Origin of the sequence: Haloferula sp. A504 (assembly GCF_044385805.1) — a bacterium.
GTDB lineage: Bacteria > Verrucomicrobiota > Verrucomicrobiia > Verrucomicrobiales > Akkermansiaceae > Haloferula.
Window position 1 is genome coordinate 54,816 of record NZ_JBISBU010000017.1, and the last position, 25,656, is coordinate 80,471.

Consider the following 25,656-nt stretch of genomic DNA (forward strand, 5'->3'; position numbering starts at 1 on the left):
GGGTCGTGCAGCATGGATCCGGCCCCTCATTGAATCTCGGATTCGACCTCGGTGATTCCTGCGGTCAGCGGATGGAAAAGCGCGGCAATCCAGCTGCCGTTCTCCATCTCGATCCTGACCCCGAACGGCTCGCAGATCCCCTGCGGATCGAAGCGCCAGACGTGGCGGTCGGAGCGCTTGAGGAGCTCCCATTCGCCCACCGACCATCGACGCACCAGCAACTGCATCTCGGCATCGAGCGCCCAGCTTTCCCGCTTGTTGGGGCTGATCGTTCCCTCGCTTTGCTTGAGCGCGATCATTTCCTCCCCGATCAGCGCCTCCCGCTCGCGAGGCTCGAGCGTTGCCTCGCCGTAGGGCATGAGCGCGACGCCCTGACGCGTGAATTCCAGGGCGTAGGGCTTCTGCTGCAGGCTAGCCAGCATGCGGGCCCGCTTGGCCATCACCTCGATTTCACCCATTCCGTCATTCAGCCGCGCCTCATCACGATTGAAATACAGCGCCGCGACGCCGCCACCGATGAGCAGCATGAAGATCGAAAGAACCATCACCATCTCAAGGATGGTGAAGCCCCGGCGATCACTCGTCTGTCTGGCTGCTGATGTCATCCTCGGTGCCCTCGATTCCGTCCGCGCCCTTGCTGATGATCTCGAACATCGACGGATCGCTGGAACCGGGGAACTTGTAGCCGTACTGGTTCTGCCAGGGATCCAGCGGCACCTCGTCGAGCAGCTTGACCCAGCGCTTGGGTCGCGGCTCTCCGGTCGGCTTTTCGACCAGGGCCTTGATCCCCTGCTGGGTCGTCGGGAATCGCCCGTTGTTCGTCTGATACATCCGCAGCGCGGCACCGATCGAGTTGAAGTCACCGCTGACCCGCGTCCGCTTCGCACCGTCTCCCACCCGGCCCATGACCGTGATGGCGCCACCGATGATCACGGCGATGATGCCGAGAACGATGACCATCTCGAGGAGCGAGAAACCGGAGCGGAAGTGAACGGAGCGGCGTTTCTGATTTTTCATGGATTTCATACGCTTGTTTGCTTGCGGAACCCTTACGCGGGAAGAAACCCCATGCGACCCTAAAGTTGTCGGAAAATTCCGCCGTCCCTGGCGGATTTCATCTTCCAAGCTGGAGCTCTCCCGCCATTCCCACGGGCTTCTACGGGTCCTGACTACTGAGATCGTCCTCCGTTCCCACGATGCCGTCCCGCCCCGCACTGAGGATCTCGAAGTCCTCCGGATTCCGCGCTCCCGGGTAGCGGTAGCCGTATTCGCTCCCCCATGGGTCCCTCGGAACCTCGTCCATGACTCTCGTCCAACGCCGTGGCACCGGCGCCTGAGCGGGCTTGTCGACCAGGGCCCGCAAGCCCTGCTCGGTGGTCGGGTAGCGCCCGGTGGAGATCTGGTACTTCATCACCAGCGACTGGATCGTGGTGAAGTCGCTGCGTGCCTTGTCCTCGCGCACACTGCTCATGATGCCCCTCATCACCACCACCGAACCTCCGAGGATCACCGACATGATCGACAGCACCACCACCATCTCCAGCAGGGTGAACCCTCCCGGTTCTGGACAAATCCGACGGCATTTCCGCATGCCGGGAAAAGTTCACCCCACCATCGATTTGTCCCTGTTTCTCAGATTTGACTTGGCGGGTTCGCACCCGTGACGATTCCCTTCATTCATCGTGAACAAAGTCCTCATCATCGGCGCCGGAGGCGTCGGCAACGTCGTCGCCCACAAGTGCGCCATGCTCCCGGATGTCTTCGGGGAGATCACCCTCGCCTCGCGCACCGTTTCGAAGTGCAAGGCGATCGCCGCCGATGTGAAAGCCCGCACCGGCCGGAGCATCGAGACCGCCGCGGTGGATGCCGACGACGTCGCCCGGACCACGGAGTTGATCCGGGAGACCGGCGCCCGGCTCGTCATCAACGTCGCCCTTCCCTACCAGGACCTCTCGATCATGGACGCCTGCCTCGAGGCGGGCGCCGACTACCTCGACACCGCCAACTACGAGCCCAAGGACGTCGCGAAGTTCGAATATTCATGGCAGTGGGCCTACCAGAAGCGTTTCCTCGTCGCGAAGCGCTCGGCCCTGCTCGGATCCGGATTCGACCCCGGCGTGACCAACGTTTTCACGGCCTGGGCGCTCAAGCATCACTTCGACGAGATCCACACGCTCGACATCATCGACGTCAATGGCGGCGACCACGGCCACGCCTTCGCGACGAATTTCAACCCCGAGATCAACATCCGCGAGGTCACCGCCGAGTGCCGCCACTGGGAAGACGGCCAGTTTGTCGAAACCCCGCCGATGTCGGAGCACCGCGGCTTCACCTGCCCCGAGGGCGTCGGCAGCTACGAGATCTACCGGATGTACCACGAGGAACTCGAGTCGCTGACGAAGCACATCCCGACGATCCGCCGCGCGCAGTTCTGGATGAGCTTCTCGCCGAACTACCTCAAGCATCTCGAGGTGCTCCAGAATGTCGGCATGACGCGCATCGACGAGGTTGAGTACGGCGGCCAGCAGATCATCCCGCTGCAATTCCTCAAGGCGGTGCTGCCGAATCCCGGCGATCTCGGCAAACGGACCAAGGGCCGGACCTGCATCGGCAACGTGATCACGGGCGTGAAGGACGGCCAGCCGAAGGCGGTCTACATCTACAACATCTGCGACCACGAGAAATGCTTCGAAGAGGTCGGCAGCCAGGCGATTTCCTACACCACCGGGGTGCCGGCGATGATCGGTGCCAAGCAGATGCTCGAGGGGGCCTGGCGCAAGGACGGCGTGTGGAACATGGAGCAGCACGATCCCGACCCCTTCATGGCCGACCTCGATCTCCACGGACTGCCCTGGACCTGCGTCGAGCTCACCCCCGAACAGGCCGCCGCCTTCGAGGTGGCGTGACTTGCGGGGAATCGACATTCCTGTCGATCATCACCCCCCGGAAATGGAGATCGACAGGAATGCCGATGCTCCACAAGCCGCGTCCTTGCCCTGGTCCGAGCCACGGGCTAAACTCCCCCCATGAAACCTTACCGCCCGTCCATTCTCCGGCTTCAGCAGGAGTGGTCGATGCGGATCGCCCGCGACGTGATGAAGCGCCGCCGCAAGCCGGTCCCGCCGTCGAAGATCACCGACAACAGCGTGCCTTGGATGGAGAACCCCTCGTCGGTGGCGGACTACCTTGAAATCTCCCGGCAAGTCGAAGAAAGCAAACGCCAATGGCTGGCGAGATTCCAGAGTTCATCGAGTGTCTGACGCGCGACCACCGGGTGCTTATCCTCGGAGGGCTGGCCGTCATCGCGCACGGCAGGGATCGGCACACCAAAGACGCCGACATCTGGCTGGAGCCGATGGAATCCTCCAGCGTCTGGGCCTCGGTCGTCGCCCGCACATGTGGCCGATTCAATTCCGCCACGATTCATCGTCTGCCGGGCTGGAGCGAGATCTCCGGAGAGGAAATCGCCCAAGCCGTCGATGACACCGGCGTGATCCGAATCCTCGGCCTCGGTCAACCACTCGACATTTTTCGGCGTCCAAATGAGTTCGACGAACTGGCCTTCGACGACGTGATCGGTCGCGCCCAGAAGAGCGAAGACGGAACGTACCTTCCAGATCCGCTCGACCTGCTACAGAGCAAACTCGATACGACGCGCGACAAGGATCAACAGGACATCTTCCACCTCGAGCACGTCACCCGCCGCCGCTACTTCGACCGCCTCCCCACCGCCACCCTCGCCGAGGCCACCGAAATGCTCGACCGCTTCGCCGACTGGCAGGTGCTGCGCGTCGCACTCGGCAACCCCGACCCCGCCGTGCAGGCCCTGGCCCGCCGCCATCTCGAGGAATTCGCCGAGGCCGGCGATCCCTTTTCCCAGGCCATCCTCGCCGGCCGCCCGATCCCGGGCGAGTAGCCGCTCCCGGAGAATCAAAAGGCCCTCCTCCCGCGGGTGCGGAAGGAGGGCCCGGCCCGCTTTCACGGGCACAGCCATGGTTCGCAGCAGATCAGGGCTGGTCGGCGTTCAGGCGGTAGAACTGCTTCCCTGGCGGAGCCGGCACGGTGACCGCTTGCGTGCCTTGCTTGGTCCAGCCGGACGGGAACGCAGCGCCAAGGTCGGCGGTGCTGAATACATCGATGTTCAGCGTCGCGGTTCCGGCACCCGTGTCGACCGCACCCATCACCCCGTTCATCCTCAGGTCGAGGATCGAGGTCTCGGTGTAGAGGTCGAAGGCCGCCGGATCGCCGGTGACATTGTCTTCGCCGCTCTGGATATCGGCCGCCTCCTTGGCCGCAATCGCGGCAAGCTGGGCGGCGGGATCCTGCTCGTTGACATCCGGATCGGTGCCAAGCGCCTCTTCAACCTGGTCGAGCAGGCCGTCCGAGTCGCGGTCGGAGAGGGTCAGGATGCGACCGTCCTTGATCGACTCGTTGTAGGCGTTGTTTCCGTCGAGCGCCGGACCGGTACCGTTGGCGGTGCCGTCCAGGGCGATGATGTGGTCGGCCAGCGCCTGCTGGTCGGTCACGCCCAGCGCGGTGTAGGGATACTGGACGCTGGTGTAGTATTCGGTGCCGTTGCTTTCGTAGCGGAACCACTGGTCGCCACCGGCGGCGGTGAAGGCGGGCATGGCGATGTCGACCGTCACGCCCGGGACCGGTTGACCGTCGACGATCAACTCGGTGCCGTCTTCGAGCTTGGCGGAGACGATCCGGGTGCCCCGGGTGCTCACCGAGAACGGGGCGGCGACTGGAAGCACCATCGCCGTTTTGGAGATGTCGTAAACGACCTCCATGCCGGCGATCTGGGCGAAGCGCCCGGTGCCGGCGCCGCTGCGGACCGGATCGACGCCGTTGGTCGGATCGTTGTCGATGGTCTGCGAATAGCAGTTCTCCAGCAGGATCTTCAGGTCCGCCGTGGTCACGTCCTCCACGACGGCGACGAAGTTGCCGAAGGGCGAAACGTTGAAGGTCGTCTGCAGGGTGATGTCGCCGGCGGGCACCGCGGCACGGATGCCACCGCCGTTGGCCATCGCGACCTGCGGGCTGTCGACGCCGAAGGAGGCGGCGAGTTCCTGAGCCTTGGCGAGGTAGGCGTCGGCCACCAGGTTGCCGACCGCGCGCTCGTCGGAGCGGACCAGGTCGGAGCTCTGCGGCAGCGTGGTGGCGGTGTTGCCGATCACCGTCGCGGCCAGCGCGTCCAGGAAGATCTGCACCGGAGCGATGTCGGAGGCGACATCGGCATCGGCGGCATAGCCATTGGTGCCTTCGGCGGAATCCGAAACGATCAGGGCCGGATTCGAGGTCGACTCGACGCTCACGCCGCCGCCGCTGAAGTTCAGGGTCACGCGGTTGAGGTAACCATAACTGCCGGCTCCGGTGACGATCGGGATGTTGTTTCCGCCCAGGTCGGTCGCGGTGCTGACGGTCGGGTAGGTGCCCTCGATGGTGTCACCGGCGAAAACCGCGGTATCGATGACGCTGGCGGGAGCCGAAGGGCCATAGACGCTGCGCGGCGAAACCGCGGTCTGGTTGACCAGCAGTTCGTCACCACCCCCGGCGACAATCACATCGATGCCGGCGGCGAGGTTGGGAACCAGGTCCTGGTCGGTGGCGAGCCCCTGCAGGTGGCTGACGAGGACGATGGCGTCGACATCCTGGCCTTGCAGGCTGGCGAGTTCCGAGTTCACCGAAGCGGCCACCGCATTGATGATGGTGTCACGCGGCGAGGTGATGAAAGGAAGGTTCTCGGTGGTGGCGCCGATGATCCCGACCTTCTTCGCGCCACCGTCGGTGGGAACCTCAACAATGGCACTGCGGGCGACGTTGCCAGCGGTCTGCTGGGCAAGCATGTCGGCCTCGTTGGTGAAATCGAGGTTGGCGCTCAGGTAGAGCGACGGGTTGGTCGTCTGGGCGTCGCCGATGAACTCGGCCAGCACGTCCGGACCGAAGTCCATTTCGTGGTTGCCGATGGCAAAGGCGTCGTAACCGATGCGGCTGAGGGCCAGCGCATCGTAGAAGGTGCGGCTGCCCGGCGCTCCGCTGTCGAGGCTGGCTTGGAATTCCGGACCGGCGAGCAGGCTGTCACCGGCGAAGACCTCGACCACCCCATGACCGATATTGGTGTAGAAATCGTGATGGGCGTCCATCGCGGTCTTGAAGCGGGCGATGCCACCGTGATCGGCGCTGTCCTTGTATTTGAACAGGTCCGACTCACCGTCGTTGTTGTGGAGGATGGTGAGGTTGAAGCTGTCGCTGTTCTCGAGGTTGTAGATCCCGATGCCGCCGGAGATGCCGCTACCGACGCCGTCGCCCTCATAACCGAAGATGGCGAGTTCGGAGCCGGTCGGGCTGTCAGCCGCCGCAATGGTCTGAACGGTCTCGGGAGCGAAGAGACCGTTGTCGCGGTTGTTGATGTAGCTGATCGGCGCGGGGTTGGCCGGGTCGGTGATGTCGACCATCACGACGCTGTTCTGGCGTTCATTGCCGACCACGGCGATGGTCTTGGCACCGAGGGTGATCACGCTGACCGCCTCGGGCTCGGGACCCTTGTTGTCGGAGCGAGCGTCGAATTCGCCCGGGTCTCCGCCGTCGTTGGCGTTGTGACGCTCGGGGTCCTGCTGCGCGAGGTAGCTTTCGAAGGGCAGGTGCGAAACGCGGGTCAGACTGGAAGTGACCGGGTCGAACTCAAGGATCGAAATCCCGCGGGTGCCGAGGCCGACGATGTCTTCCAGTTCACCGCTGCCGTTGGTGGACTGGTCGATCAGGACGTCGATGCGACCCAGCTCGTCGTTGTCCTGGAGCAGGGCATCGAAGGCGGGCTGGCTCAGCGGACCGCTGCCCGCGTCGTAGAGCGGCGTGGCGGCGACCAGATTGTCAGCATCGCTGGCAAAGCTTCCGGCACGCGCGATGTCCGAGTCGTCCGGACGGGCATCGCCCTCGTCGGCGGTGACGACATAGGTCGTCCCGCTGATCTCGAAGGTCGCAATCGCATCGGGCATGGACAGGCCGGTGATCGGGTCGCTGATGTCGAGTCCGTCGCGGTCCGAGGCATCGGTGGTGTAGCTCACCCGGCCGAGGTCGTTGACGATCCAGCTGGGGGTGGTGGTGCCGGCGAGGATGCCGCTGACATCGGCGAGGTAGGCGACCGCGTTGTTCTCCTGGCAGCCGACGAAGATGCCGTCGCCGGCATCGAAGACGATGTATTCCGGCTCCATGCTTTCCACGGTGCCGTAACGAATGCCGGTGAGGTCGGCGCCGATGAAGTCGACGTTGACTTCGGTGATCGAAGCGGCCGGCGCGAGGTTGCCGGCGGTCACGGCGGTCAGGTCATAGAGCGAGACCGAGCCGTTCTGGTTCTGGGTGGGAAGACCGGTTTCAGTCGCGGTGTCCCATGCGTACTCGCCCTCGTTGGCCACGGCGCAGATGCCGCCAGGGCTGAAGGTCACCATGTCCGGGTGGTAGCCGGTGGTGGCTTGGCCGATGACCGTGCCGGTGGTGGCATCGAAGAAGACGATGGCTCCGATCTGCGGGATGCTCAGGCTGCCCGAGGTGTTGATCGCCGGGTCGTCCACCTGGACGGCGGCCGCGCCGAGTCCGGTGCCGCGCGGGTCGAGGGCGACGGAGCTGACCTCCTTGCCATTGGTGACGGCAGCAAGGACGTCGATGGAAAACTGAGTCTGGTATTTCTGGTTGCCATCGACCCAGTTCAGGATGGTCACGCCCCCGTTCGGGTTGTCGGTGACGGCAAGAACGAAGTCGCTGCCGATTTTCGCGTGCGAAACCACTTCCCCGGACCCTTCACCCGTGAGAATGGCTTGGTACAGGCTGACTTCCTCAGGCGCGGCCGGAGGCACCGGAGGCGCGGACGTGTAGGTGCCGATCGGGAAAGGAGTGGCGGCCGTGGCGTTGGTGGTTTCGCCAACGAGGGCACCAACTCCGCTGAAGCTCCAGCTGCCGATGGCGAACGTCGTTCCATCAGGACCGGTTTCATCGTTGCGGTAAGCCCACCCGTCCTCGTAGTCCCATGCACCCGGAACAGCATTGATGTCACCGAAGACATCGATCACCGAGCCGTTCTGAAACAGCTCGATGGCGTCGTCGCCATTGATGCCTGCGGCACTGGTAGTGAAATCGGGATCAAAGCCGAAGAACGCGTTGAACTGGGGCTGTTCGCTCGCGACGTAAAGAAATTGCCCGGCGGTCGCACTGCCGGAAAGCGTGAATTCCTCACCGTCAGATCCCCCGCCATTGTTGGCGGAGCCGATGCCATAGATACTCAGATCCGCGATGGCTTCGGTGGCATAAAGCTCAATGGCTTTCGGGGTGCCGCCCGACAGCGGCCCGTCGACAACTCCGGTGATGATGAGGTCGGCGTCGGCAATACCGAGACCCACGAGGGGTGTCGCCGCCGCCAGGCGCAAGATTGTTCTGATGTGGTTCATGTTTGGTTTGGTTGGGTGATCCGCACCTCGGCAGGATCGCCGCGAAAATGCCTGTCGAACCGGACGACGCAACGCCCCCTCGGCAAACAACTCGTCACATGACTCTTTCGTCACGTTCGCGAACACCTTCCATGCAGCGACACCGCCGGTTCGGATGCCCGATTCGCGGGACCACGGATCGGAAAATTGTCCAAACATTCGCGTTCATTCGCGTCCATTCGCGGTTAAACACAACCCGTGGCCCGCTACGTCGTTTCCATCGCCGCGCTCAGGCGCAACACCGCCATCCTCCGCGAAGTCAAGAAGGCGGCCGGCTGCAAACTGGTCCTCGCCCTCAAGGGCTTCTCGTGCTGGAAGGCCTTCCCCTTCATCCGCGACGACCTCGACGGCTGCTGCGCGTCGGGCCTGTGGGAAGCAACACTCGCCCACGAGAAGTTCGGCAAGGCGGTGGTCACCTACTCACCCGGATACATCGAACCCGAGATCGACGCCCTGCTCGAGTTCACCACTCATCTCGACTTCAACTCGCTCTCCCAGTGGTTCCGCTTCCGGGAAAAGGTGATCGCCCATCCGCGCTTCCGGAGCGGTGACCTGCACTGCGGCCTGCGGGTGAATCCCGAGCACTCGACCGGATCGACCCCGCTCTACGATCCGTGCGTCCCGGGTTCGCGACTTGGAATCACCGCCGATCAACTCGAAGGCGCCGATCTCGACGGCCTCTCGGGCCTTCATTTCCACACCCTCTGCGAGCAGGACTCCGACGATCTCGAAACCACCCTCGCCGCCATCGACGTGAAGTTCGGTCATCTACTACGTTCACCGCAGTTCACCTACCTGAACATGGGCGGCGGCCACTGGATCACCAAGCCCGACTACGACCGCGAGCGACTCGTCCGGCTCGTCCGCGGGACGCGCGAGAAATACGCCGTCGAAGTCTGGCTCGAACCGGGCGAGGCGGTCGCCATCCACACCGGCGTGCTGCGTGCCGAAGTGCTCGACGTCTTTGAAAGCATGGGCCACCGCCACGCGATCCTCGACATCTCCGCCACCGCACACATGCCCGACGTCCTCGAAATGCCCTACCGGCCCGAGGTCTTCCTGGCAGAACCAAGTTCAGAGTTCGGAGTTCAGAGTTCAGCCCCCCCGCGGCCGGCCGTGACCCTCGGAGGCGAGGCCTACCTTCCCGCGAGCGAACCAAATCACTCTGAACTCGAAACTCTGAACTCTGAACTTATCCACCGCCTCGGCGGCCCGACCTGCCTCGCCGGCGACGTGATCGGCGACTACGTCTTCCCTCGCGAACTGGTCCCGGGCGACACCCTGGTCTTCGACGACATGGCCCACTACACGATGGTGAAGACCACCACCTTCAACGGCGTCCCCCACCCCTCCATCGTCCTCCAGCACGAAGACGGGCGACTCGAAACCATCCGCGAGTTCGCCTACGAGGACTTCCGGGACCGGCTTTCCTGAAAGCCACGGGCATGCTCGATGCTCGAAGAAGCTGCGGTGAATTCCGGATGAATGGCTGAACGGAGATTGACTCCCGCGACGCGGGTCGCGTCCACTTCCCGAAATGCGGAAGCACCTTCCACTCGCCGCCCTGATCGCATTCGGAGCGGTCTTCATCGGCATCATCGTCCTCGCCAACCAGGGCCGCGGCTTCTGGGGCTTCCTCCAGCAGATCCCCGGCGGCGACAAGCTCGGACACGTGGGATTGGTCGGCACCCTCGCCCTGCTGTGCAACCTGACCCTGCGCCTCCGCACTCTGCCCGCGCCCTTCCACCGGATTCAACTCGGGAGCGCCCTGGTCGCGATCGCCATGAGCCTCGAGGAGCTGTCCCAGTGGTTCCTTCCCACCCGCAGCCCGGACCTCCTCGACGGGATCGCGAACCTCGCCGGCGCGGCGCTGGCGCAGGTCGCGGCGATTCGAATGGTGTCGCGGCTGCGCCCGGAGCGCCGTACCAGTGCCCGAGCCGCCGAATGAATCCGTTCCTCCGCATCCATTTCCCTTCCAATTCCGGGCGAAATCCCTTTCCTCGCGCCCATGCCTCCAAGCTCGACCGAGCAAGCCCATCCACCGACACGGAACAACTGGTCCACCCGCCAGTCTGCCGACCTCTACGGCATTGACGACTGGGGACACGGATTCTTCGGAGTGAACGAGGACGGCCATGCGACCGTGCGTCTCGCCGACGAGAGCGGCCCGAGCGACCTTTCACTTCACCAGCTCGTCGAGGGACTTCAGGACCGCGGCACCGACCTGCCGGTCCTGCTCCGCTTTCGCGACCTTCTCCATTCCCGCATCACCGAGCTCAACGAGTCGTTTCGGGAGGCGATCCAGGCCACCGGATACAAGGGCGATTACCGCGGCGTGTATCCCATCAAGGTCAACCAGCAGCGCCAGGTCATCGAGGAAATCTGCAAGTTCGGCGAGAATTACCACTACGGACTGGAGGCCGGCTCGAAGCCGGAACTCATCGCCGCCCTCGCCCACATGCACGACACCGAGGCCTACCTCGTCTGCAACGGCTACAAGGACGAGGAGTTCATCGACCTCGCGCTTCACGCCCAGAAGATGGGCCTGAAGGTGATGCTCGTCCTCGAAATGCCGACCGAGCTCGATCTCGTCCTCGATCGCTCTCGCAAACTCGGGGTGCTGCCGAACCTCGGCGTCCGTGTCCGGCTCTCGACACGCGGCTCCGGCCATTGGGAGGAGTCGGCGGGCGACAAGTCCGTCTTCGGCCTTTCCGCGGCCCAGGTCATCGCCGTCGTCGACCGCCTGAAGGACGAGGGCTACCTCGGATGCCTGCGGATGCTCCACTACCACCAGGGCAGCCAGATTCCCAACATCGCCGCGATCCGCGAGGGCGCCACCGAGGTCGCCCGGATGTACTGCGACCTGGTCAAGGAAGGTGCCCCCATGGGCGTGCTCGACATCGGCGGCGGGATGGCGGTCGACTACGACGGGTCGAACACGAACTTCGCCTCGTCCTGCAACTACTCGATTCCGGAGTACTGCACCGACGTGATCGAGACGATCATGCAGGTCTGCGACAAGGCCCAGATCCCCCATCCGAACCTGATCTCCGAATCCGGCCGCGCGGTGGTCGCCTACTATTCCGTCCTCGTCTTCAACATCCTCGACGTCTCGACCGTGCAAACCACCGAGGAGGAGCCGTCGACTCCCGAGAAAGCCCCCCAGAACCTGCTCAACCTGATCCACGTGAACCAGGACCTCTCGGAAGACAACCTCCAGGAGTGCTTCAACGACTCGGTCTACTACCGGGACCAGGTGCGCGCCCAGTTCTTCTACGGCAATGCGACCCTGCGCGAGCGGGGCCTCGCCGAGGCCTGGTTCTGGCACATCATGACGCGCATCTCGAAGCTCCTGCAGAATCTCGAGGACATTCCGGAGGACCTTCGCGAGTTGTCCGACACGCTCGTTGATTTCTATTACGGAAACTTCAGCCTGTTCCAGTCGCTGCCGGACTCATGGGCGATCAAGCAGCTCTTCCCGGTGATGCCGATCCACCGCCTCGACGAGCGCCCCCGCCAGCGGGCCGTCCTCGCCGACATCACCTGCGACTGCGACGGCAAGATCGACCGCTTCATCGACCGCGAGGACGTCGCCAAGGTGCTTCCATTGCATTCCCTGAAGCCCGACGAACCCTATCACGTGGCGGTCTTTCTGGTGGGCGCCTATCAGGAGACCCTCGGCGACCTGCACAACCTCCTCGGCGACACCAACGTGGTCGGCGTCCACCTCGAGAACGGCAAACCGGTTTACACCCACGAGGTCGAGGGCGACTCGGTCGCCGACGTGCTTTCCTACGTCGAGTACGACCCCAAGGAGTTGGTCACCCGCTTCCGCAGCTTCGCCGAGAAAGCCGTCACCGAAGGCCGGATCAGCCCCAAGGAACGCCGTGGGGTGATGGACCTGTTCCGTGCCAATCTCAACGGCTACACCTATTTCGAAAGCTGATCGGCCCTCCGGAGATCACGGAGCCGTGAGTTCAAACTGCCCGTGATCGGTGAACGTCGGGATTTCCGGTGTGCTTAGAAAGATGGTCCGGTGTCGCCCGAAGGCATTTCCACCGACCATCGAATCGCCTCCTCCGACGATCAGGTTGAAAGGAGAGCCCCCGAGACCCTCGGATTCGATCATGATCTCGAATGCCACCGGGCTGATCCGGTAGGCAAGATCGGTTCGGACGGTGAAATTCCCTTCAAAGAGCGGCGGTTCGCCCGGCTGAAGGATGTTCTCGTAGCTCCCCCCGAGGCCGCCGGAGTCGAAGTGGTAGATCAGAGTCCCCAACCCGGGGCCGGTGAGGGTCAGGATCCGGTTGGCGAATCCGGACGGCAGGTCGCCCTCCGGGTAAATCACCTGCGAGCACTGGTAGAACCCCCTCGCCGCCGGCGTGTCGATCGCGATCCAGTCCGCGAAAGGCACCTCGTCCCAGGCGCGCATTCGCCGGAGCTGCGGCTGCCACCCTTCGAGATCATCGCTGCGGGTCACCATCAACACGCTGGCCGCAACCTGGAACCGATTCATTTCCACCACACCGGTGCCGACCCGGATCGGCCCGCTCGCCGGCAAGACCTCCGGCAGGGCCACCGCTGTCTCGTCGAATTGCTCCTCCACCGGCCCGGTCTTCCGAATGGTGATCCCGGTGACATTGGTGGTCGCGGGCGGGTTCGAAAGGATGGCATCGACCACGGAACGCGATGCGGCCCCGGGCACCCGGCCGAAAACCACGTAACGGTCGTCACGCTCGGACAAGGTTGCGTTGCCGGTGAGATACCATGAACCGCCATTCGTGTTCGGGCCCACGTTGTCGAGGGCCAGCACGTAGGGTTCATGCCTCAGGGACGCGGAAAACTCATCGGCAAAGCAATACCCGCCATCCTCGAAGGACGCCTCCGACATCACCGCTCTCTGCCCATCCGTCACCCGGAACGCCTGCCCATCATATCGCGGGCCATCCACCACGGCACCATCCACGGAACGAACCCGGTTTGCACCGCCTTCTGCCAACAGTTCCCGGGGCGACCTCGATCGTGTCGCCCGCATTGGCCGCGTTGATGCCACCTTGAATGGTGAAGGCCGGAAGACCCTGGGTGGTGTTGAACACGTTGGATGGATACTCAAGCCACCCGGTTGAGTCGTAAATCACCCGCGAAACTTCATTCCCGACAAGGACCGTGTCCAACCAGGTATTGATCTGGCTATTGCTCAGGCCCGAGCCGCCTGCATAGAGTTGCACCTTGTACGCCCGCTGGTCGTTCTCGATGACCGGCGCGAAGGTATAGTTGGTGATCGAGAAGCTCGGAAACGCTCCCGAGGAATCCGAACCGATCATGATCGCATTCTGGTTCGAGTTGCCAACCCGCTGCCGCTCGGGGTCGAGAGTCAGATCGACCTGATCGACGTCGAGGTTTCCGGCGTTGTCCTGAATGTAGAATGCGTAAACATTTCCGCCGGTCAGATTGATGCTGCTGCTGGTGATCGTCACATCCGCCTGCTGATTCATCTCGACGCCACTGATATTGGCATCCGGGAAGCCGGTCTGGGTGATGTTCAGATCATCCGCCGTGAGACTGCTGCCGGCGCCACGGACACTGATCACGTAGCGGGCCCCGGTCGGGCCGGACGACGAGACCGTCGACCATCCGCTGTTGTCGGAGGGGTCGGTGTTGGGGATACCCGAAATGGTCAGGCCGTTGACGACCACTTGCGCGCCTCCACGAATGTCAATCGCCCCGTCGATGGTGGCGTCATTGCCATTGATCGTCAGATTCTTGCCGTCGATCGTCGTTCGCAGGCTGTTGTGGCTGTAGGCCGCATCCACCTCAATCGTGTCGCCAGGGCTGGCCGCATCGACGGCGGCCTGAATGGTGTCATGATCGTCCGGGACGTTGAGGGTTGCAGCGGCCGCAAGGAACGGGGCGACCAAGATCAGTGCTGCGACCATGAAGAACCGCTTCAGGGGGTGGTTGGTGGGGATGTTCATTGTTCTCGTTTCTCGTGTGGGGGTAACGGAGTGAGCCTTCCGGCAGGTGTGTCTCAAGCACGGAGGATTCCACTCCTTTGGGGGCCGTAGTATCTATTGAGACAGGATTCTCCCGTCAAAGGATGAAGCCCGAGCGGTCTAACGAATGGTTAGAATCGGGCCCCGAGCGGATCGACAATGACCGGACCCTGAGGAATCACTTCCCACCCGGGATCACAGCAGGCCACCAACCCACCCGAGATCCCTGTCGCCCCACCTCCAAGGATGGGTTCGGACTTTCAGGAGACCAGGTCAACGGTCGATTTTCCGCCTGATCGGCACCTATTTGGAGATAAGCGGTTCACTGAGCTGACAATCGTCCAGCAGGCGAAAAATCGAGGTGATTTCGATCGTTTAAAACGCGGCGATCGCTACAAGTGAAGCATGCAAGGGAGTGGCAGTCTGGCGCAATCGGGGGAAGCTCCTGTTCGTATCGGGGCGAGATGGATCCAACCGGCCATTCCAGCCTGCAGAATGCCGGATTCCAACTGCCCTCAAAAGACTCCCGACAAGCGGCAAACCCGTTCGGAGACGGGTTCAGACCCGGGCCACACGACTTTCTGATCCAGTGACATCGGTTCGACCTGCAGGCTTTCTTCCCTCTCCCGGCGCGAAGGGGGGGGCCACCGCCGCGATCATCGCCGCGTGCGTCGCGCTTTCTTGTGAGCTCGCCTACTGGATGCTCCAGACCGAACCGAGAACGGTGATGCTGATCTGGCCTGCGGCGGGCGTGGGGATGGCCTTTTTCGCCCGTTACGGGAAGAGTGCGTGGCTCCCCGTGACGGTGGGTTACTGCTGGGTGTTCGTCCGGTGGCCAGAGATTCCCCTATCGGTTCAGGTTTTCCTTCCGATTTTCTACCCGTTGATGGCATGGCTCACGGCCTGGCTCTGTTTCGGTCTCGGTTGGGCTCCGCGGCCTCATCGACCGCGCTCGACGCTGGCCCGCGAAAGCTGGCGTTTCATCGGGGCTCCGGTGGTCGCCGCGTTGCCATTCACGTTTCTCCTGGCCTATGCCTGTGAGGTCGGCGGACTGTTCCCGCCCGGGGAGTTGGGTCTGAGATGGACGCAGCTCCTGGCGGCAGACATTCAAGGAGTGATGGCCTTCGGCTTCCTCCTCGTCGCCCTCTTGAACGACGATTTCCGTGCCCGTTCCAGCTGGCGGATCGCCGGTTCGATCGTAACGGGAGGCGGCGCCCTTGCCGTGATGGTCCTGAACTTCACCGACAACCTGATGCCCTGGCTCTCCCCGATCGCCAGCGTCTATCTTCCCTTCCCTTTTCTCATTGCCACGGCGTTTCTCCTCCGGCCCCCGGAAGTCACGTTGTTCATATCCGTCTGGTGCCTGCTTTCCTGCAGCCTGACCGCGGCAGGCCTCGGTCCCTTCGAAGCCCCGTCGGATTCCTTGAATTCCCTGGAGCTCGGCCTCTACAACGTGCTGTGCATGTCCACGGTCTACCTGCTGTCCTTTGCGGCAGCTAACCTGTCCGACCAGATTGCCCAGACCAAGATGGCCCTCAAGGCCAGCTCGACCCGCATGTGGCAATGGAGCCGGCAGCATGGCCTGGACACGGCTGAAGCGACCCCGACCACCGACCCGTTCTTCTCCAACCTCGAAGGCCTGCCCCCCCGGGAGGTGCTCGCCAAGCTGAGCAACCCGGCGGGCAAGGCCGAATTCCCCGACTCCTGGGACTTTTCAACAAGCTGCGACAGCAGCCCGGAGTGTTTTCTGGCATCCTCCGGCTCGATCACCGAACGACGACGCGACGGCTCCCCAAGCCGCGCCATCGGGCTCATCAGGGATGTCAGTGACCATCAACGCGCCGTGCATGCAGACTCCGCGCTGAGACAGCAGAAAGCCTTGCTAAAAAGCATCCAACTCCGATTGAACCCCCATTTCCTCTTCAACGCCCTGAATGCCGTTCGCTCAACCGTGCACCACGATCCTGGCAAGGCCTCCCATGCCATCGACTCCCTCGCGCGTGTCCTTCGTGCCAATCTGCACAATGCGGATCGGCCCATGATTTCACTCAAGGAGGAGATCGAAAACATCCGCGACCTGATCTTGATTGCCAGCCTGCGTTTCGCAGACCGCTTGAGTTCGAAAGTCGACTTTCCCGAGGAACTTGGCAACCGACCCGTTCCGCCGATGATCCTCTACAACCTTGTCGAAAACGCCATCGTGCACGGTGTGGAAAAGCGGGCGGCCCCCTCTTTCCTCCATGTCCGAATCCAAGAGCGGCGCGAACGCCTGGTCATGGAAGTTTTCAATGAAGGAGAACTGCCTCCGGCACCCCGGGCGGGTGAGGGGCTGCGCAACATCCAGCAGCGACTCGAGATTCTTTACGGCGGCGACGCGATTTTCGAACTCACCATGCCCGAGACCGGAACGATTCAAGCTTATCTGGAAATCCCCACCGAAACCAATGCGATTCCTGATCGTTGACGACGAAGAGCCTGCTCGTGACGAGTTGGCAAGACTTCTGAGCGAAGTGGCCCCCGAGGCAGAAGCCAGGCAGGCCGCCAATCTTACCGAAGCCCGCAAAGCACTTCTCCTCGGGGGACTCGATGCGGTCTTTGTGGATCTCGGGCTGCCCGAAGAATCGGGTTTCGATCTCTTCCCGGATGCCAATGTGGCCCAGGTCCCCGTGATCATCACCACGGCCCACGAGGAACATGCCATCGAGGCAATCGACCGCGGAGCGGTCGGCTATCTTCTCAAGCCGATCGAGGCCGACAAGTTGTCACGGGCGCTTCTCCGCCTGAAACGGTTCCGGATGTCCGGCGAACAGGATCAATCGCTGATTCTCTTTTCCGACCAGAACCACTACTGGCCGGTGCATCCTTACCAGATCGTCAAAATCCACGCCGACGACGGGTATGCGGAGATATCCACCCTGGACGGCCGCACACTTCTGCTCAGCAAGACCTTGAAGCAGATCGAGAAGCAACTCGAGCACAAGCAATTCGTCCGGGCAAACCGCAGCACGATCATCAACCTCACCCACGTGAACGTGATTGACCGCCTCAACAACGGCGAAATCATCGCGGACATGGGCAAGGCGGGCAAGGTGCGCTTTTCAAGGAGGCAGGCCAAGCTGATCCGGGACGGGAAGAGCTTGTGAACTCCCCCCGGTCGCTCCTGTTGGCAAGGGATCACGCTTCCCGCGCGCTTCAAGTCGACGCGGTCACGGCTAGCGCATTCGCCGCGGCGTAGTCCGCTGCGTGGGTCAGGCTGATCATCACTGCGACGATTCCCTTGGATTCGGCAAAGCGTTTCCCGGCACCGGAAAGCAGCAGCCTGGGGGCACCGGAAGCGGCCCGCTGGACCTCCATGTCCAGCCACCCGAGGTCGGCGCCGATCCCGGTTCCGAAAGCCTTGGCCACCGCTTCCTTGGCACAAAAACGGGCCGCATAGTGCAGCGCCGGACGGGTGGCCGTCTCGCAATAGTCGCGCTCGGTTTCGGTGAAGACCTTCGCGGCAAAGCGACCGCCGTACTTGTCGAGCAACCGCTCGATGCGGTCGATTTCCACCACGTCGATACCGATCCCGAACACGCTCATCCCGGGTACTGCGCCATGGCTGTTTTCATTTCCCTGACCGCCTCACCCATGCCCACCCGCATCGCCCGCGAGACGATCGCATGACCGATGTTCAACTCCGCCAGATGAGGCACCTCGAACAAGGCCGGCAGGTTGCCATAGTTGATTCCGTGCCCGGCATTCACCTGAAGCTCCATCCCGGCACCGCAACGGGCGGCGTCGATGAGGCGCTCGATCTCGGCACTCCGCTCGTCTCCGAGCGCGTTGGCGAAGCAACCGGTGTGCAGCTCGATCATTTCACCACCGGTTTCCGCCGCGGCCTCGACCTGGCCGACGTCCGGATCGATGAAAAGGGAAACCCGGATGCCGGCGGTCCTCAGGCGATCCACACAGGCCTTCACTTCATCCAGCCGTGACAGCACATCCAGCCCGCCCTCGGTCGTCACCTCCTCGCGACTCTCCGGCACCAGGCAGACGAACTCCGGCTTCAATTCCAGGGCCAGGGCGAGCATGCCATCGCTGACCCCCATCTCCAGATTCAGCGGCAGGGGGCACTGCTCCCGCAATTCGAAGGCATCCCGGTCCTGCATGTGGCGGCGGTCGCCACGGACGTGGATCGTGATGGAATCCGCGCCCGCCTCGGCCGCATCAAGCGCCGCCTGCAGGGGCGAGGGTTCGGCATTCGGCGAATCCGGCAGCAGCGCGTAGCGCGCCTGCCGCAGCGTCGCGACGTGGTCGATGTTGACTCCGAGAAGCACGCGCGAGTTTCAATCCGCATTCCGCATTCCGCAATCCGCATTCCGCATTCCGCTCAGTGCCGGAAATGGCGGTGCCCGGTGAAGACCATCGCCATGCCGGCCTTGTCCGCCGCCTCGATGACCTGCTGGTCATTCTTCGAGCCGCCCGGCTGGATGCACGCCGTGGCGCCCGCCTCCGCGGCCGCCTCGAGGCCGTCGGCAAAGGGAAACATCGCGTCGGATGCCACCACCGAGCCCTGAAGATCGAGGCCTGCCTCTCCGGCCTTCCACACGGCGATGCGGGAGGAGTCGACCCGGCTCATCTGGCCCGCCCCGATGCCCAGCGTGCGGTCGGCGCGGGCATAGACGATTGCGTTCGACTTGACGTGCTTGACCACGCGCCAGGCGAAACGCATCGCCCGCATTTCCTCCTCGGTCGGCGGCCGCTTGGTCACCACCTTGCTCTCGAGATTGTCGAGGCCGAGTGCGGCATGGTCGCGGTCCATGACCATGAACCCTCCCGGGCAGGAGCGGATGAGGGGCTGCTTCTTCGCCGAGAGATAGCCCTCGTTGAGCTTCATCAGGCGCAGGTTCTTCTTCTTCTGCAGCACCGCCCGTGCCTCCGGCTCGTAGTCCGGGGCGATGATCACGTCGGTGAAGATCTCGGAAATGATGCGGGCCACCCCCTCGGTGAGCGGGCGATTGCACACGATCACACCGCCGAAGGGTGCCTGGCGGTCGGTTTCAAAGGCCTTCTTCCAGGCCTCGCGCAGATCGTCGTCATCCTGGCCCACGCCGCACGGGTTGGTGTGCTTGAGAATGCCGATGGTCGGACGGACGAAGTCGAGGATGAGGTCGGCCGCCGCCTCGATGTCGAGAACGTTGGTGTAGCTCAGTCCCTTGCCCTGAAGCTGGCTGAAGCAACGGCCGAAGTCGCCGTAGAGCGCCGCCTTCTGGTGCGGGTTGTCGCCGTAGCGCAGTTCCTGGTCGAGCGACAGGCTCAGCGAGTAGCTGCAGCGGGTTCCGTCCTCGCACTTGCCGAGGAAGTTGGAGATCGCCCCATCGTATTCGGAGGTGCGGTGGAACACCTTCACCGCCAGCTCCTCGCGCAGCCCGAGGGTGGTGTCTCCGGAGTGGGCCTTCATTTCATCGACGACCCGGGCGTAGTCGGCCGGATCGGTCACCACCGTGACGCTGTTGTAGTTCTTCGCCGCGCTGCGGAGCATCGAGGGTCCCCCGATGTCGATGTTTTCGATCGCATCCGAGAGCGTGACCCCCTCCTTGGCGACGGTCTCCTCGAAGGGATAGAGATTCACCACCACCAGGTCGATGGGGGGGATGTCGTGATCCCTCGCCTGCTTGAGGTGCTCGTCGTCGTCGCGCTTGTGGAGCAGCCCGCCATGGACTTTCGGGTGCAGGGTCTTCACCCGACCTTCGAAAAGCTCGGGAGCCCCGGTGAACTCCGACACGTCGATCACCGGCAATCCCGCCTCGCGGAGAACCTTCGAGGTGCCGCCGGTGGAAAGCAGTTCGACCCCCATCTCGTGGAGGTCTTTGGCAAACTCGGCGAGACCGGACTTGTCGGAGACGGAAAGAAGCGCGCGCTGGATGGACATGAATGATCGGGAAAAGTGCACCCCCCGCGTACCTCTGCCCCGCCCCAGCGGCAAGTCCGGAGTCGCCCCCCCCTATCCCTGGACGATGCGCTGCCGCATCTCGCCGAGTCCCTCGATTCCGCAGGCGACCGAGTCGCCGGGTGCCAGGAATTTCGGTGGTTTCATTCCACCGCCGACGCCGCCCGGCGTTCCCGTGGCGATCACATCGCCGGGGAGCAGGCTCATGAAGCGGCTGATGTAGCTCACCAGGAAGGCGACGCCGAAGATCATGTCGCCGGTCCAGCCATTCTGCCGCATGGCCCCATTCACCTTGCACCACAGCCGCAGGCCCTGGGGGTCGGAGACCTCGCCCACCGGCGTCAGCGCCGGCCCCATCGGCGCGAAGCCGTCGCAGCTCTTGCCCTTGGTCCACTGCCCGCCCATCTCCTTTTGGAAGGCCCGCTCGGAATAGTCGCAGAAGACTGAAAATCCGGCGACGTAGTCCAGCGCCTCCCTTTCGGAGACCCGGCAGGCGGTTCTTCCGATCACCACCGCCAGCTCCACCTCGTAGTCCAGCTTCTCCGAACCCGGGGGCCGCGCCACGTCGTCGAAGGGCCCGCTCCACGCCGAACCGGCCTTCATGAAGATCACCGGCTCCGCGGGGACCTGGCCGCCGAGTTCCTTTGCATGGTCGGCATAATTCTGCCCCACGCAGACAATCTTCGAGGGCCGGTCGACCGGCGGACCGATCCGGACGTTGAGAGGCAACTCGTCCCCCTCGGGGCAGCCGTCCGCCACCCATGCCTCGAGCGCCTCCATTCCTCCAAAGGCGAAAAACCCCTCGTCGTAGTCATGAAACTGGCCGCTGGCGTCGACCCGGCGACCGTCATCCAGCAGCACGCCGGGCTCCTCGCGACCCGGCTCCCCGAAACGAATCAGCTTCACGACAAACAGTCTAACGCACCCGCCCCGGCATGGCGAGTTCCTGAAACCGAAACGAACCACTTGGCCGCCGCCGCGCCGGAAGGTGAAACCAGGACCCCTGCAGTCCGGCCACGCGCCACTTTCCACTTTTTACTTTTTACTTTTCACTCCCCCCGCCCCTATCCCCCGACCCGGCCATGTTCGAAGTCCTTCACCGCGACCCCGCCAGCCAGGCCCGCACCGGCCGCATGCAGCTGGCCCACGGGGTCGTGGAAACACCGGTCTTCATGCCGGTCGGCACCCAGGGTTCGGTGAAGACGCTCCACCCCGACGAGCTCGACCTGCTCGGAGCCCAGATCATCCTCGGAAACACCTACCACCTGTGGCTGCGGCCCGGCCACGAGCTGATCCGCGACTTCGGCGGGCTCCACGGCTTTTCCTCCTGGAGAAAGCCCCTGCTCACCGATTCCGGAGGCTTCCAGGTCTGGTCGCTCGCCAAGCTCCGCAAGATCACCGAGGAAGGCGTCCGCTTCCAGAATCACCTCGATGGCGCCAACATGCTGCTGACTCCCGAGCTGAGCATGGAGATCCAGGCCGCGCTCGGCTCCGACATCGCGATGCTTTTCGACGAATGCCCGCCCTATCCCTGCGAGAAAAGCTACGCCGCCGAATCGCTGGGCCTCACCACCCGCTGGGCCCGGCGCTGCAAGGACTGGATTACCGAGCACGACCCGCTCTCGGGCGGGGGTCCGCAAAGGCACTTCGGCATCGTCCAGGGCTCGACCTGGGCCGAACTCCGCGAACAATCGGCCCGTGAACTGGTCGAACTCGATTTCGACGGCTACGCGATCGGCGGCGTCTCGGTGGGCGAGCCCGAAGAGGAGATGTTCCGGGCCATTGAGAACAGCGTGCCTTTCCTGCCCGAGGGCAAACCGCGCTACGCCATGGGCCTCGGCACCCCGCCCCAGATTCTCGAGATGATCGGCCGTGGTGTGGACATGTTCGACTGCGTCATGCCGACGCGAGTCGCCCGCCACGGGCAGGCCTTCACGCTGGACGGGCCGATCCACATCAAGAACGCCGAGTTCGAGCGGGACGGCGGGCCGCTGTGCGAGTCCGCCCATCCGCACGTCTCGGGGTTTTCGCGGGCCTACATCCGCCACCTCTTCCGGGCTGGTGAAATCCTCGCTTTGCGGTTGCTTTCCTTCCACAATCTGCATTTCCTCCTCGCCCTCGCCGACGGAGCGCGAACGGCCATCCGCGACGGAAACTTCCTCGAATTCAAGGACTCATTCATCCGCCGATACACTCAGGCATGAACACACACATCTTCCACAATCTCTTCATTCTCGCTCAAGGCGGCACCGGCTCCGGTGGCGGTGGCGGTCTCCTCGGCAATCCGCTGGTCATGATGGGCCTCATGGTCGTGATGTTCTACTTCCTGCTCATCCGGCCCCAGCAACGCCAGCGCAAGGAGCTCCAGAAGCGCATCGACGCCCTCCAGACCGGAGACCGGGTGGTCACCACGGCCGGCATCCACGCCATCGTCCACAACATCAAGGACAAGACCGTGGTCCTGAAGCTCGCCGAGGGCACCATGGTCGAGTTCGACAAGCCGGCCATCGCCACGGTCACCAAGAAGAAGAGCGCCGAGGCCGGCGCTTCCAGTGACTCCAAGTAAGCCCTCCGGGCCACGAGCACGCCTCCAATCCCATGACCTCCTCCCTTCTCGCGCTCCAGATCGTCAGCGATCCCCTGGTTCTGTTTCTTTCCGGACTTTCGCTGCTGATCCTTTTCATCTGGTACTTCGCGACCGAATCGGACCGCCGCAAGCGCAACATCGGCTCCATCCTCGTTCTCGGCCTCTGCACCCTGTGCATCCTGGCCCTGATCCCGCCGTCGAAGACGCTCCAGGGCGGCATCGACATCGTCGGCGGCTCGGCCTTCACCCTGCGGGTGCAGCCCAATGTCGATCCCGACACCAACGAGGTCATCCCGCTCACCGACCGCGACATGGACAATGCCATCGAGACGATCCAGAAGCGTCTCGACTCGGCGGGAACCGGGGACCTCTCGATCGCCAAGAGTGGTGACGACACGATCATCCTGCAAATGCCGGGCATGGAGCCCGAGGCCGCCGAGGAGATCCGGGAAATCCTCCAGAAGGTCGCCAAGCTCGAACTTCGTGAGGTCAATCCCCAGAGCCAGATGCTGGCCAAGCAGGTCTATGACGGCGAGGAAGTCATCCCCGGCTTCAAGGCCTACAAGCACGAAGGCGTGAACCGCGAGGGAGACCCTTTCACGGAATACCTCCTGCTGAACAACCGCACCGCCATCGACGGTGCCGACATCGCCGACGCCTGGCCCCAGACCCAGGGCACCGACCACCAGGTCGGCATCAAGCTCACCGGTGCCGGTGGCGAGAAAATGACCAACCTCACCAAGGACATGACCGCCGGATCCGACCGCATCGCGGTGCTCCTCGACGACGTCGTGATCACCGCACCCGTGGTTCAGACCACGCCGCTTGGAAAGAATTTCGTGATTCAGGGTCAGGACAGCTTCGAGGAAGCCGGCACCCTTGCCAGCCAGCTCCTCAACCCGCTGGAGAACGCCCTCGTCATCGACGAGGAGCGCACGGTGTCTCCGAGCCTGGGTGAGGCCGTGGTCAAACAGGGCATCACCTCCGCCGCCATCGGCCTGGCCATCACGGCGGTCTTCATCCTGATCTACTACCGCACGGCCGGTCTCATCGCATTGACCGCCCTCGCGGTGAACTCGGTGCTGATCTTCGGCGCGATGGCGATGTTCGGCTTCACCTTCACCCTCCCGGGCATCGCCGGCATCATCCTCACCATCGGCATGGCGGTGGATGCCAACGTGCTCATCTACGAGCGATTGCGTGAGGAACTCAGCAGCGGCAAGTCGCTCAAGACCGCCATCGACACCGCCTACGAGAAGGCCTTCTCGGCGATCTTCGACTCCAACACCACCTCCCTCCTTACGGCGGTCATCCTCTTCTGGAAGGCGAGTTCCACGGTCGCCGGCTTCGCCGTCACGCTGACCGTCGGCCTGCTCGGTTCGATGTTCTCGGCGATTCTCGTCACGCGCGTCCTGTTCCGCTGGGCTCTCGACACCGGTGCCCTCAAGAACCTTTCCCTGCTCAACATCTTCCGCTCCACCAACTGGGACTTCCTCGGCAAGCGCAAGGCGGCCTTTGCCCTCTCGACCCTTCTCTTCCTGGCCGCCGTCGGCGGCTTCGCCTGGAAACAGAAGGACGCGCTCGGAGTCGACTTCACCGGCGGATCCATCCTCACCTTCACCTTTCCCCAGGATTCCAAGGGTGTGCGCCAGGCGGAGGCCGAGAAGGCGCTCCAGGATCTCGACACCGAGTCCAAGCCCATCATCCAGGAAGAGAACGTCCCGAACAGTGGAGAACTCCTCACCATCCGTTGCTCCACCGCGGACACCACCAGGATCGAAGACACGCTGCGATCGGCCTTCCCCGTTCTTCAGGAGCGGACGCCGACGCTCGACCGCGACACCGGAAAGGACACGGGCAAAACGAACTACGTGGTCGATGCCAGTACCGACACGGTTTCGGCAACGGCCGGTTCGGCCTTCCTCATCAACTCCTCGATCGCCCTCGGCCTCGGCCTGATTGCCATCCTCATCTACATCAGCATCCGCTTCGAATTCTCGTTCGCGCTGGGTGCCTTTGTCGCCGTGGTTCACGACGTCGTCCTCGCGGTGGGACTGGTGGTTCTTTTCGGCGGCGAACTCTCGCTCATCCACGTCGGTGCGATCCTCACCATCGCGGGTTACTCGATCAACGACACGATCATCGTCTTCGACCGGATCCGGGAATCGCTGCTCACCGAGCGGGGCAATATCAAGGACCTGATGAATCAGGCGATCAACGCCACCCTGTCACGGACCTTGCTGACCTCGCTGACCACGATCACCACGGTGGCGATCCTGGCGATCTTCGGGGGAGCCGCGCTGCGCGACTTCTCGACCATGATCCTGGTCGGCCTGGTGGTCGGCACCTACTCCTCGATCTTCGTTGCCGCACCGGTGGTGCTGTGGTGGAGCCGGGGCAAGGGCCGCAACCTCCGCCGCGAGGTGCTCGACGCCTCGCTCGCCGGCGAGACCGCTGCGAATACCTGAAGACGGCAGACATCAGACGGTCAGACATCAGACGGCCAAACGGTCAACCATCAGCCTCTGGTCGGGAGTGAGGAATCAATACACCGAACGCAAAAAAGGCGGCCTTCCGGCCGCCTCTTTTCGTTTGGAACTTGGAACTTCTGACTTGGAACTTCCGGTTTGCCTGCCCTCCGAAGTCTTGGCGAAGGAGGGGAAG

General features: G+C 63.4%; 21 protein-coding genes. 11 read left to right on the forward strand and 10 right to left on the reverse strand.

Annotation, left to right across the window (positions count from 1 at the left end; genetic code table 11):
- Positions 1 to 26: 26 nt before the first annotated feature.
- The 3 genes from ACG2LG_RS10465 to gspG (ACG2LG_RS10475) all read right to left on the reverse strand — a co-directional run bounded on the left by ACG2LG_RS10465 (position 27) and on the right by gspG (ACG2LG_RS10475) (position 1,591).
- On the reverse strand, positions 27 to 605 hold the full coding sequence (locus tag ACG2LG_RS10465; protein WP_396258767.1) for a type II secretion system protein: 579 nt from the start codon (positions 603 to 605) through the stop codon (positions 27 to 29).
- Positions 577 to 1,017 (reverse strand): type II secretion system major pseudopilin GspG, encoded by a 441-nt coding sequence (gspG, locus tag ACG2LG_RS10470; protein ID WP_396258769.1) that lies wholly within the window; start codon positions 1,015 to 1,017, stop codon positions 577 to 579. Before gspG (ACG2LG_RS10470) ends, ACG2LG_RS10465 begins: the two co-directional genes overlap by 29 nt.
- Positions 1,018 to 1,156: 139 nt before the next feature.
- Positions 1,157 to 1,591 carry a type II secretion system major pseudopilin GspG gene (gene gspG / locus ACG2LG_RS10475; RefSeq protein WP_396258771.1) on the reverse strand — a complete coding sequence of 145 codons (435 nt, stop codon included), beginning with the start codon at positions 1,589 to 1,591 and terminating at the stop codon, positions 1,157 to 1,159.
- A gap of 91 nt (positions 1,592 to 1,682) precedes the next feature.
- Between gspG (ACG2LG_RS10475) and ACG2LG_RS10480 the strand changes: the two genes are divergently transcribed.
- The 3 genes from ACG2LG_RS10480 (at position 1,683) to ACG2LG_RS10490 (ending at position 3,916) form a co-directional block, all read left to right on the forward strand.
- On the forward strand, positions 1,683 to 2,906 hold the full coding sequence (locus tag ACG2LG_RS10480; protein ID WP_396258773.1) for a saccharopine dehydrogenase family protein: 1,224 nt from the start codon (positions 1,683 to 1,685) through the stop codon (positions 2,904 to 2,906).
- 120 nt (positions 2,907 to 3,026) lie between these two features.
- Complete coding sequence (locus ACG2LG_RS10485) at positions 3,027 to 3,260, forward strand: hypothetical protein (protein ID WP_396258775.1); 234 nt, start codon at positions 3,027 to 3,029, stop codon at positions 3,258 to 3,260.
- Positions 3,224 to 3,916 (forward strand): hypothetical protein, encoded by a 693-nt coding sequence (locus tag ACG2LG_RS10490; RefSeq protein WP_396258777.1) that lies wholly within the window; start codon positions 3,224 to 3,226, stop codon positions 3,914 to 3,916. The genes ACG2LG_RS10485 and ACG2LG_RS10490 overlap by 37 nt, the downstream gene beginning before the upstream one ends.
- 91 nt (positions 3,917 to 4,007) lie before the next feature.
- On the opposite strand, the gene ACG2LG_RS10495 is transcribed toward ACG2LG_RS10490, so the two are convergent.
- Positions 4,008 to 8,441, reverse strand: coding sequence for a choice-of-anchor I domain-containing protein (locus ACG2LG_RS10495; protein ID WP_396258778.1), 4,434 nt, complete (start codon positions 8,439 to 8,441; stop codon positions 4,008 to 4,010).
- A gap of 237 nt (positions 8,442 to 8,678) precedes the next feature.
- On the opposite strand from ACG2LG_RS10495, the gene ACG2LG_RS10500 reads away from it, so the two are divergent.
- From ACG2LG_RS10500 to speA, 3 genes are all read left to right on the forward strand, one after another.
- Positions 8,679 to 9,914, forward strand: coding sequence for a carboxynorspermidine decarboxylase (locus ACG2LG_RS10500; protein WP_396258780.1), 1,236 nt, complete (start codon positions 8,679 to 8,681; stop codon positions 9,912 to 9,914).
- 103 nt (positions 9,915 to 10,017) lie between these two features.
- Entirely contained in the window at positions 10,018 to 10,428 is a 411-nt protein-coding gene (locus ACG2LG_RS10505; protein ID WP_396258782.1) for a trypsin, read from the forward strand.
- Positions 10,429 to 10,488: 60 nt separating this feature from the next.
- A complete protein-coding gene (gene speA / locus ACG2LG_RS10510; RefSeq protein WP_396258783.1) occupies positions 10,489 to 12,426 on the forward strand; it encodes a biosynthetic arginine decarboxylase in 1,938 nt (645 codons plus the stop codon).
- A gap of 15 nt (positions 12,427 to 12,441) precedes the next feature.
- On the opposite strand, the gene ACG2LG_RS10515 is transcribed toward speA, so the two are convergent.
- Together ACG2LG_RS10515 and ACG2LG_RS10520 are read right to left on the reverse strand one after the other, a co-directional pair.
- Positions 12,442 to 13,515: a peptidylprolyl isomerase gene (locus ACG2LG_RS10515; protein WP_396258785.1), complete on the reverse strand. Its 1,074-nt coding sequence runs from the start codon at positions 13,513 to 13,515 to the stop codon at positions 12,442 to 12,444.
- Positions 13,412 to 14,455: a hypothetical protein gene (locus tag ACG2LG_RS10520; protein ID WP_396258787.1), complete on the reverse strand. Its 1,044-nt coding sequence runs from the start codon at positions 14,453 to 14,455 to the stop codon at positions 13,412 to 13,414. The genes ACG2LG_RS10515 and ACG2LG_RS10520 overlap by 104 nt, the downstream gene beginning before the upstream one ends.
- A 1,480-nt stretch (positions 14,456 to 15,935) precedes the next feature.
- On the opposite strand from ACG2LG_RS10520, the gene ACG2LG_RS10525 reads away from it, so the two are divergent.
- Positions 15,936 to 16,937 (forward strand): sensor histidine kinase, encoded by a 1,002-nt coding sequence (locus tag ACG2LG_RS10525; RefSeq protein ID WP_396258789.1) that lies wholly within the window; start codon positions 15,936 to 15,938, stop codon positions 16,935 to 16,937.
- A complete protein-coding gene (locus ACG2LG_RS10530; protein WP_396258791.1) occupies positions 16,918 to 17,616 on the forward strand; it encodes a LytR/AlgR family response regulator transcription factor in 699 nt (232 codons plus the stop codon). The genes ACG2LG_RS10525 and ACG2LG_RS10530 overlap by 20 nt, the downstream gene beginning before the upstream one ends.
- Before the next feature lie 49 nt (positions 17,617 to 17,665).
- Here ACG2LG_RS10530 and acpS read toward each other — a convergent pair whose 3' ends face one another.
- From acpS to ACG2LG_RS10550, 4 genes are all read right to left on the reverse strand, one after another.
- Positions 17,666 to 18,055, reverse strand: a complete 390-nt coding sequence (acpS, locus tag ACG2LG_RS10535; protein WP_396258793.1) for a holo-ACP synthase — start codon at positions 18,053 to 18,055, stop codon at positions 17,666 to 17,668.
- Positions 18,052 to 18,792 carry a pyridoxine 5'-phosphate synthase gene (locus tag ACG2LG_RS10540; protein ID WP_396258795.1) on the reverse strand — a complete coding sequence of 247 codons (741 nt, stop codon included), beginning with the start codon at positions 18,790 to 18,792 and terminating at the stop codon, positions 18,052 to 18,054. The genes acpS and ACG2LG_RS10540 overlap by 4 nt, the downstream gene beginning before the upstream one ends.
- Positions 18,793 to 18,845: 53 nt before the next feature.
- Positions 18,846 to 20,387 (reverse strand): bifunctional phosphoribosylaminoimidazolecarboxamide formyltransferase/IMP cyclohydrolase, encoded by a 1,542-nt coding sequence (purH, locus tag ACG2LG_RS10545; RefSeq protein WP_396258797.1) that lies wholly within the window; start codon positions 20,385 to 20,387, stop codon positions 18,846 to 18,848.
- 72 nt (positions 20,388 to 20,459) lie between these two features.
- Positions 20,460 to 21,311, reverse strand: a complete 852-nt coding sequence (locus ACG2LG_RS10550) for a fumarylacetoacetate hydrolase family protein (RefSeq protein WP_396258798.1) — start codon at positions 21,309 to 21,311, stop codon at positions 20,460 to 20,462.
- A 176-nt stretch (positions 21,312 to 21,487) separates the two neighbouring features.
- On the opposite strand from ACG2LG_RS10550, the gene tgt reads away from it, so the two are divergent.
- From tgt to secD, 3 genes are read left to right on the forward strand one after another with little or no spacing between them, the layout of a single operon-like run.
- Positions 21,488 to 22,609 (forward strand): tRNA guanosine(34) transglycosylase Tgt, encoded by a 1,122-nt coding sequence (gene tgt, locus ACG2LG_RS10555; RefSeq protein ID WP_396258799.1) that lies wholly within the window; start codon positions 21,488 to 21,490, stop codon positions 22,607 to 22,609.
- Positions 22,606 to 22,971 (forward strand): preprotein translocase subunit YajC, encoded by a 366-nt coding sequence (gene yajC / locus ACG2LG_RS10560; RefSeq protein WP_396258801.1) that lies wholly within the window; start codon positions 22,606 to 22,608, stop codon positions 22,969 to 22,971. The genes tgt and yajC overlap by 4 nt, the downstream gene beginning before the upstream one ends.
- Positions 22,972 to 23,003: 32 nt before the next feature.
- Complete coding sequence (gene secD, locus ACG2LG_RS10565; protein ID WP_396258803.1) at positions 23,004 to 25,460, forward strand: protein translocase subunit SecD; 2,457 nt, start codon at positions 23,004 to 23,006, stop codon at positions 25,458 to 25,460.
- Positions 25,461 to 25,656 lie beyond the last annotated feature (196 nt).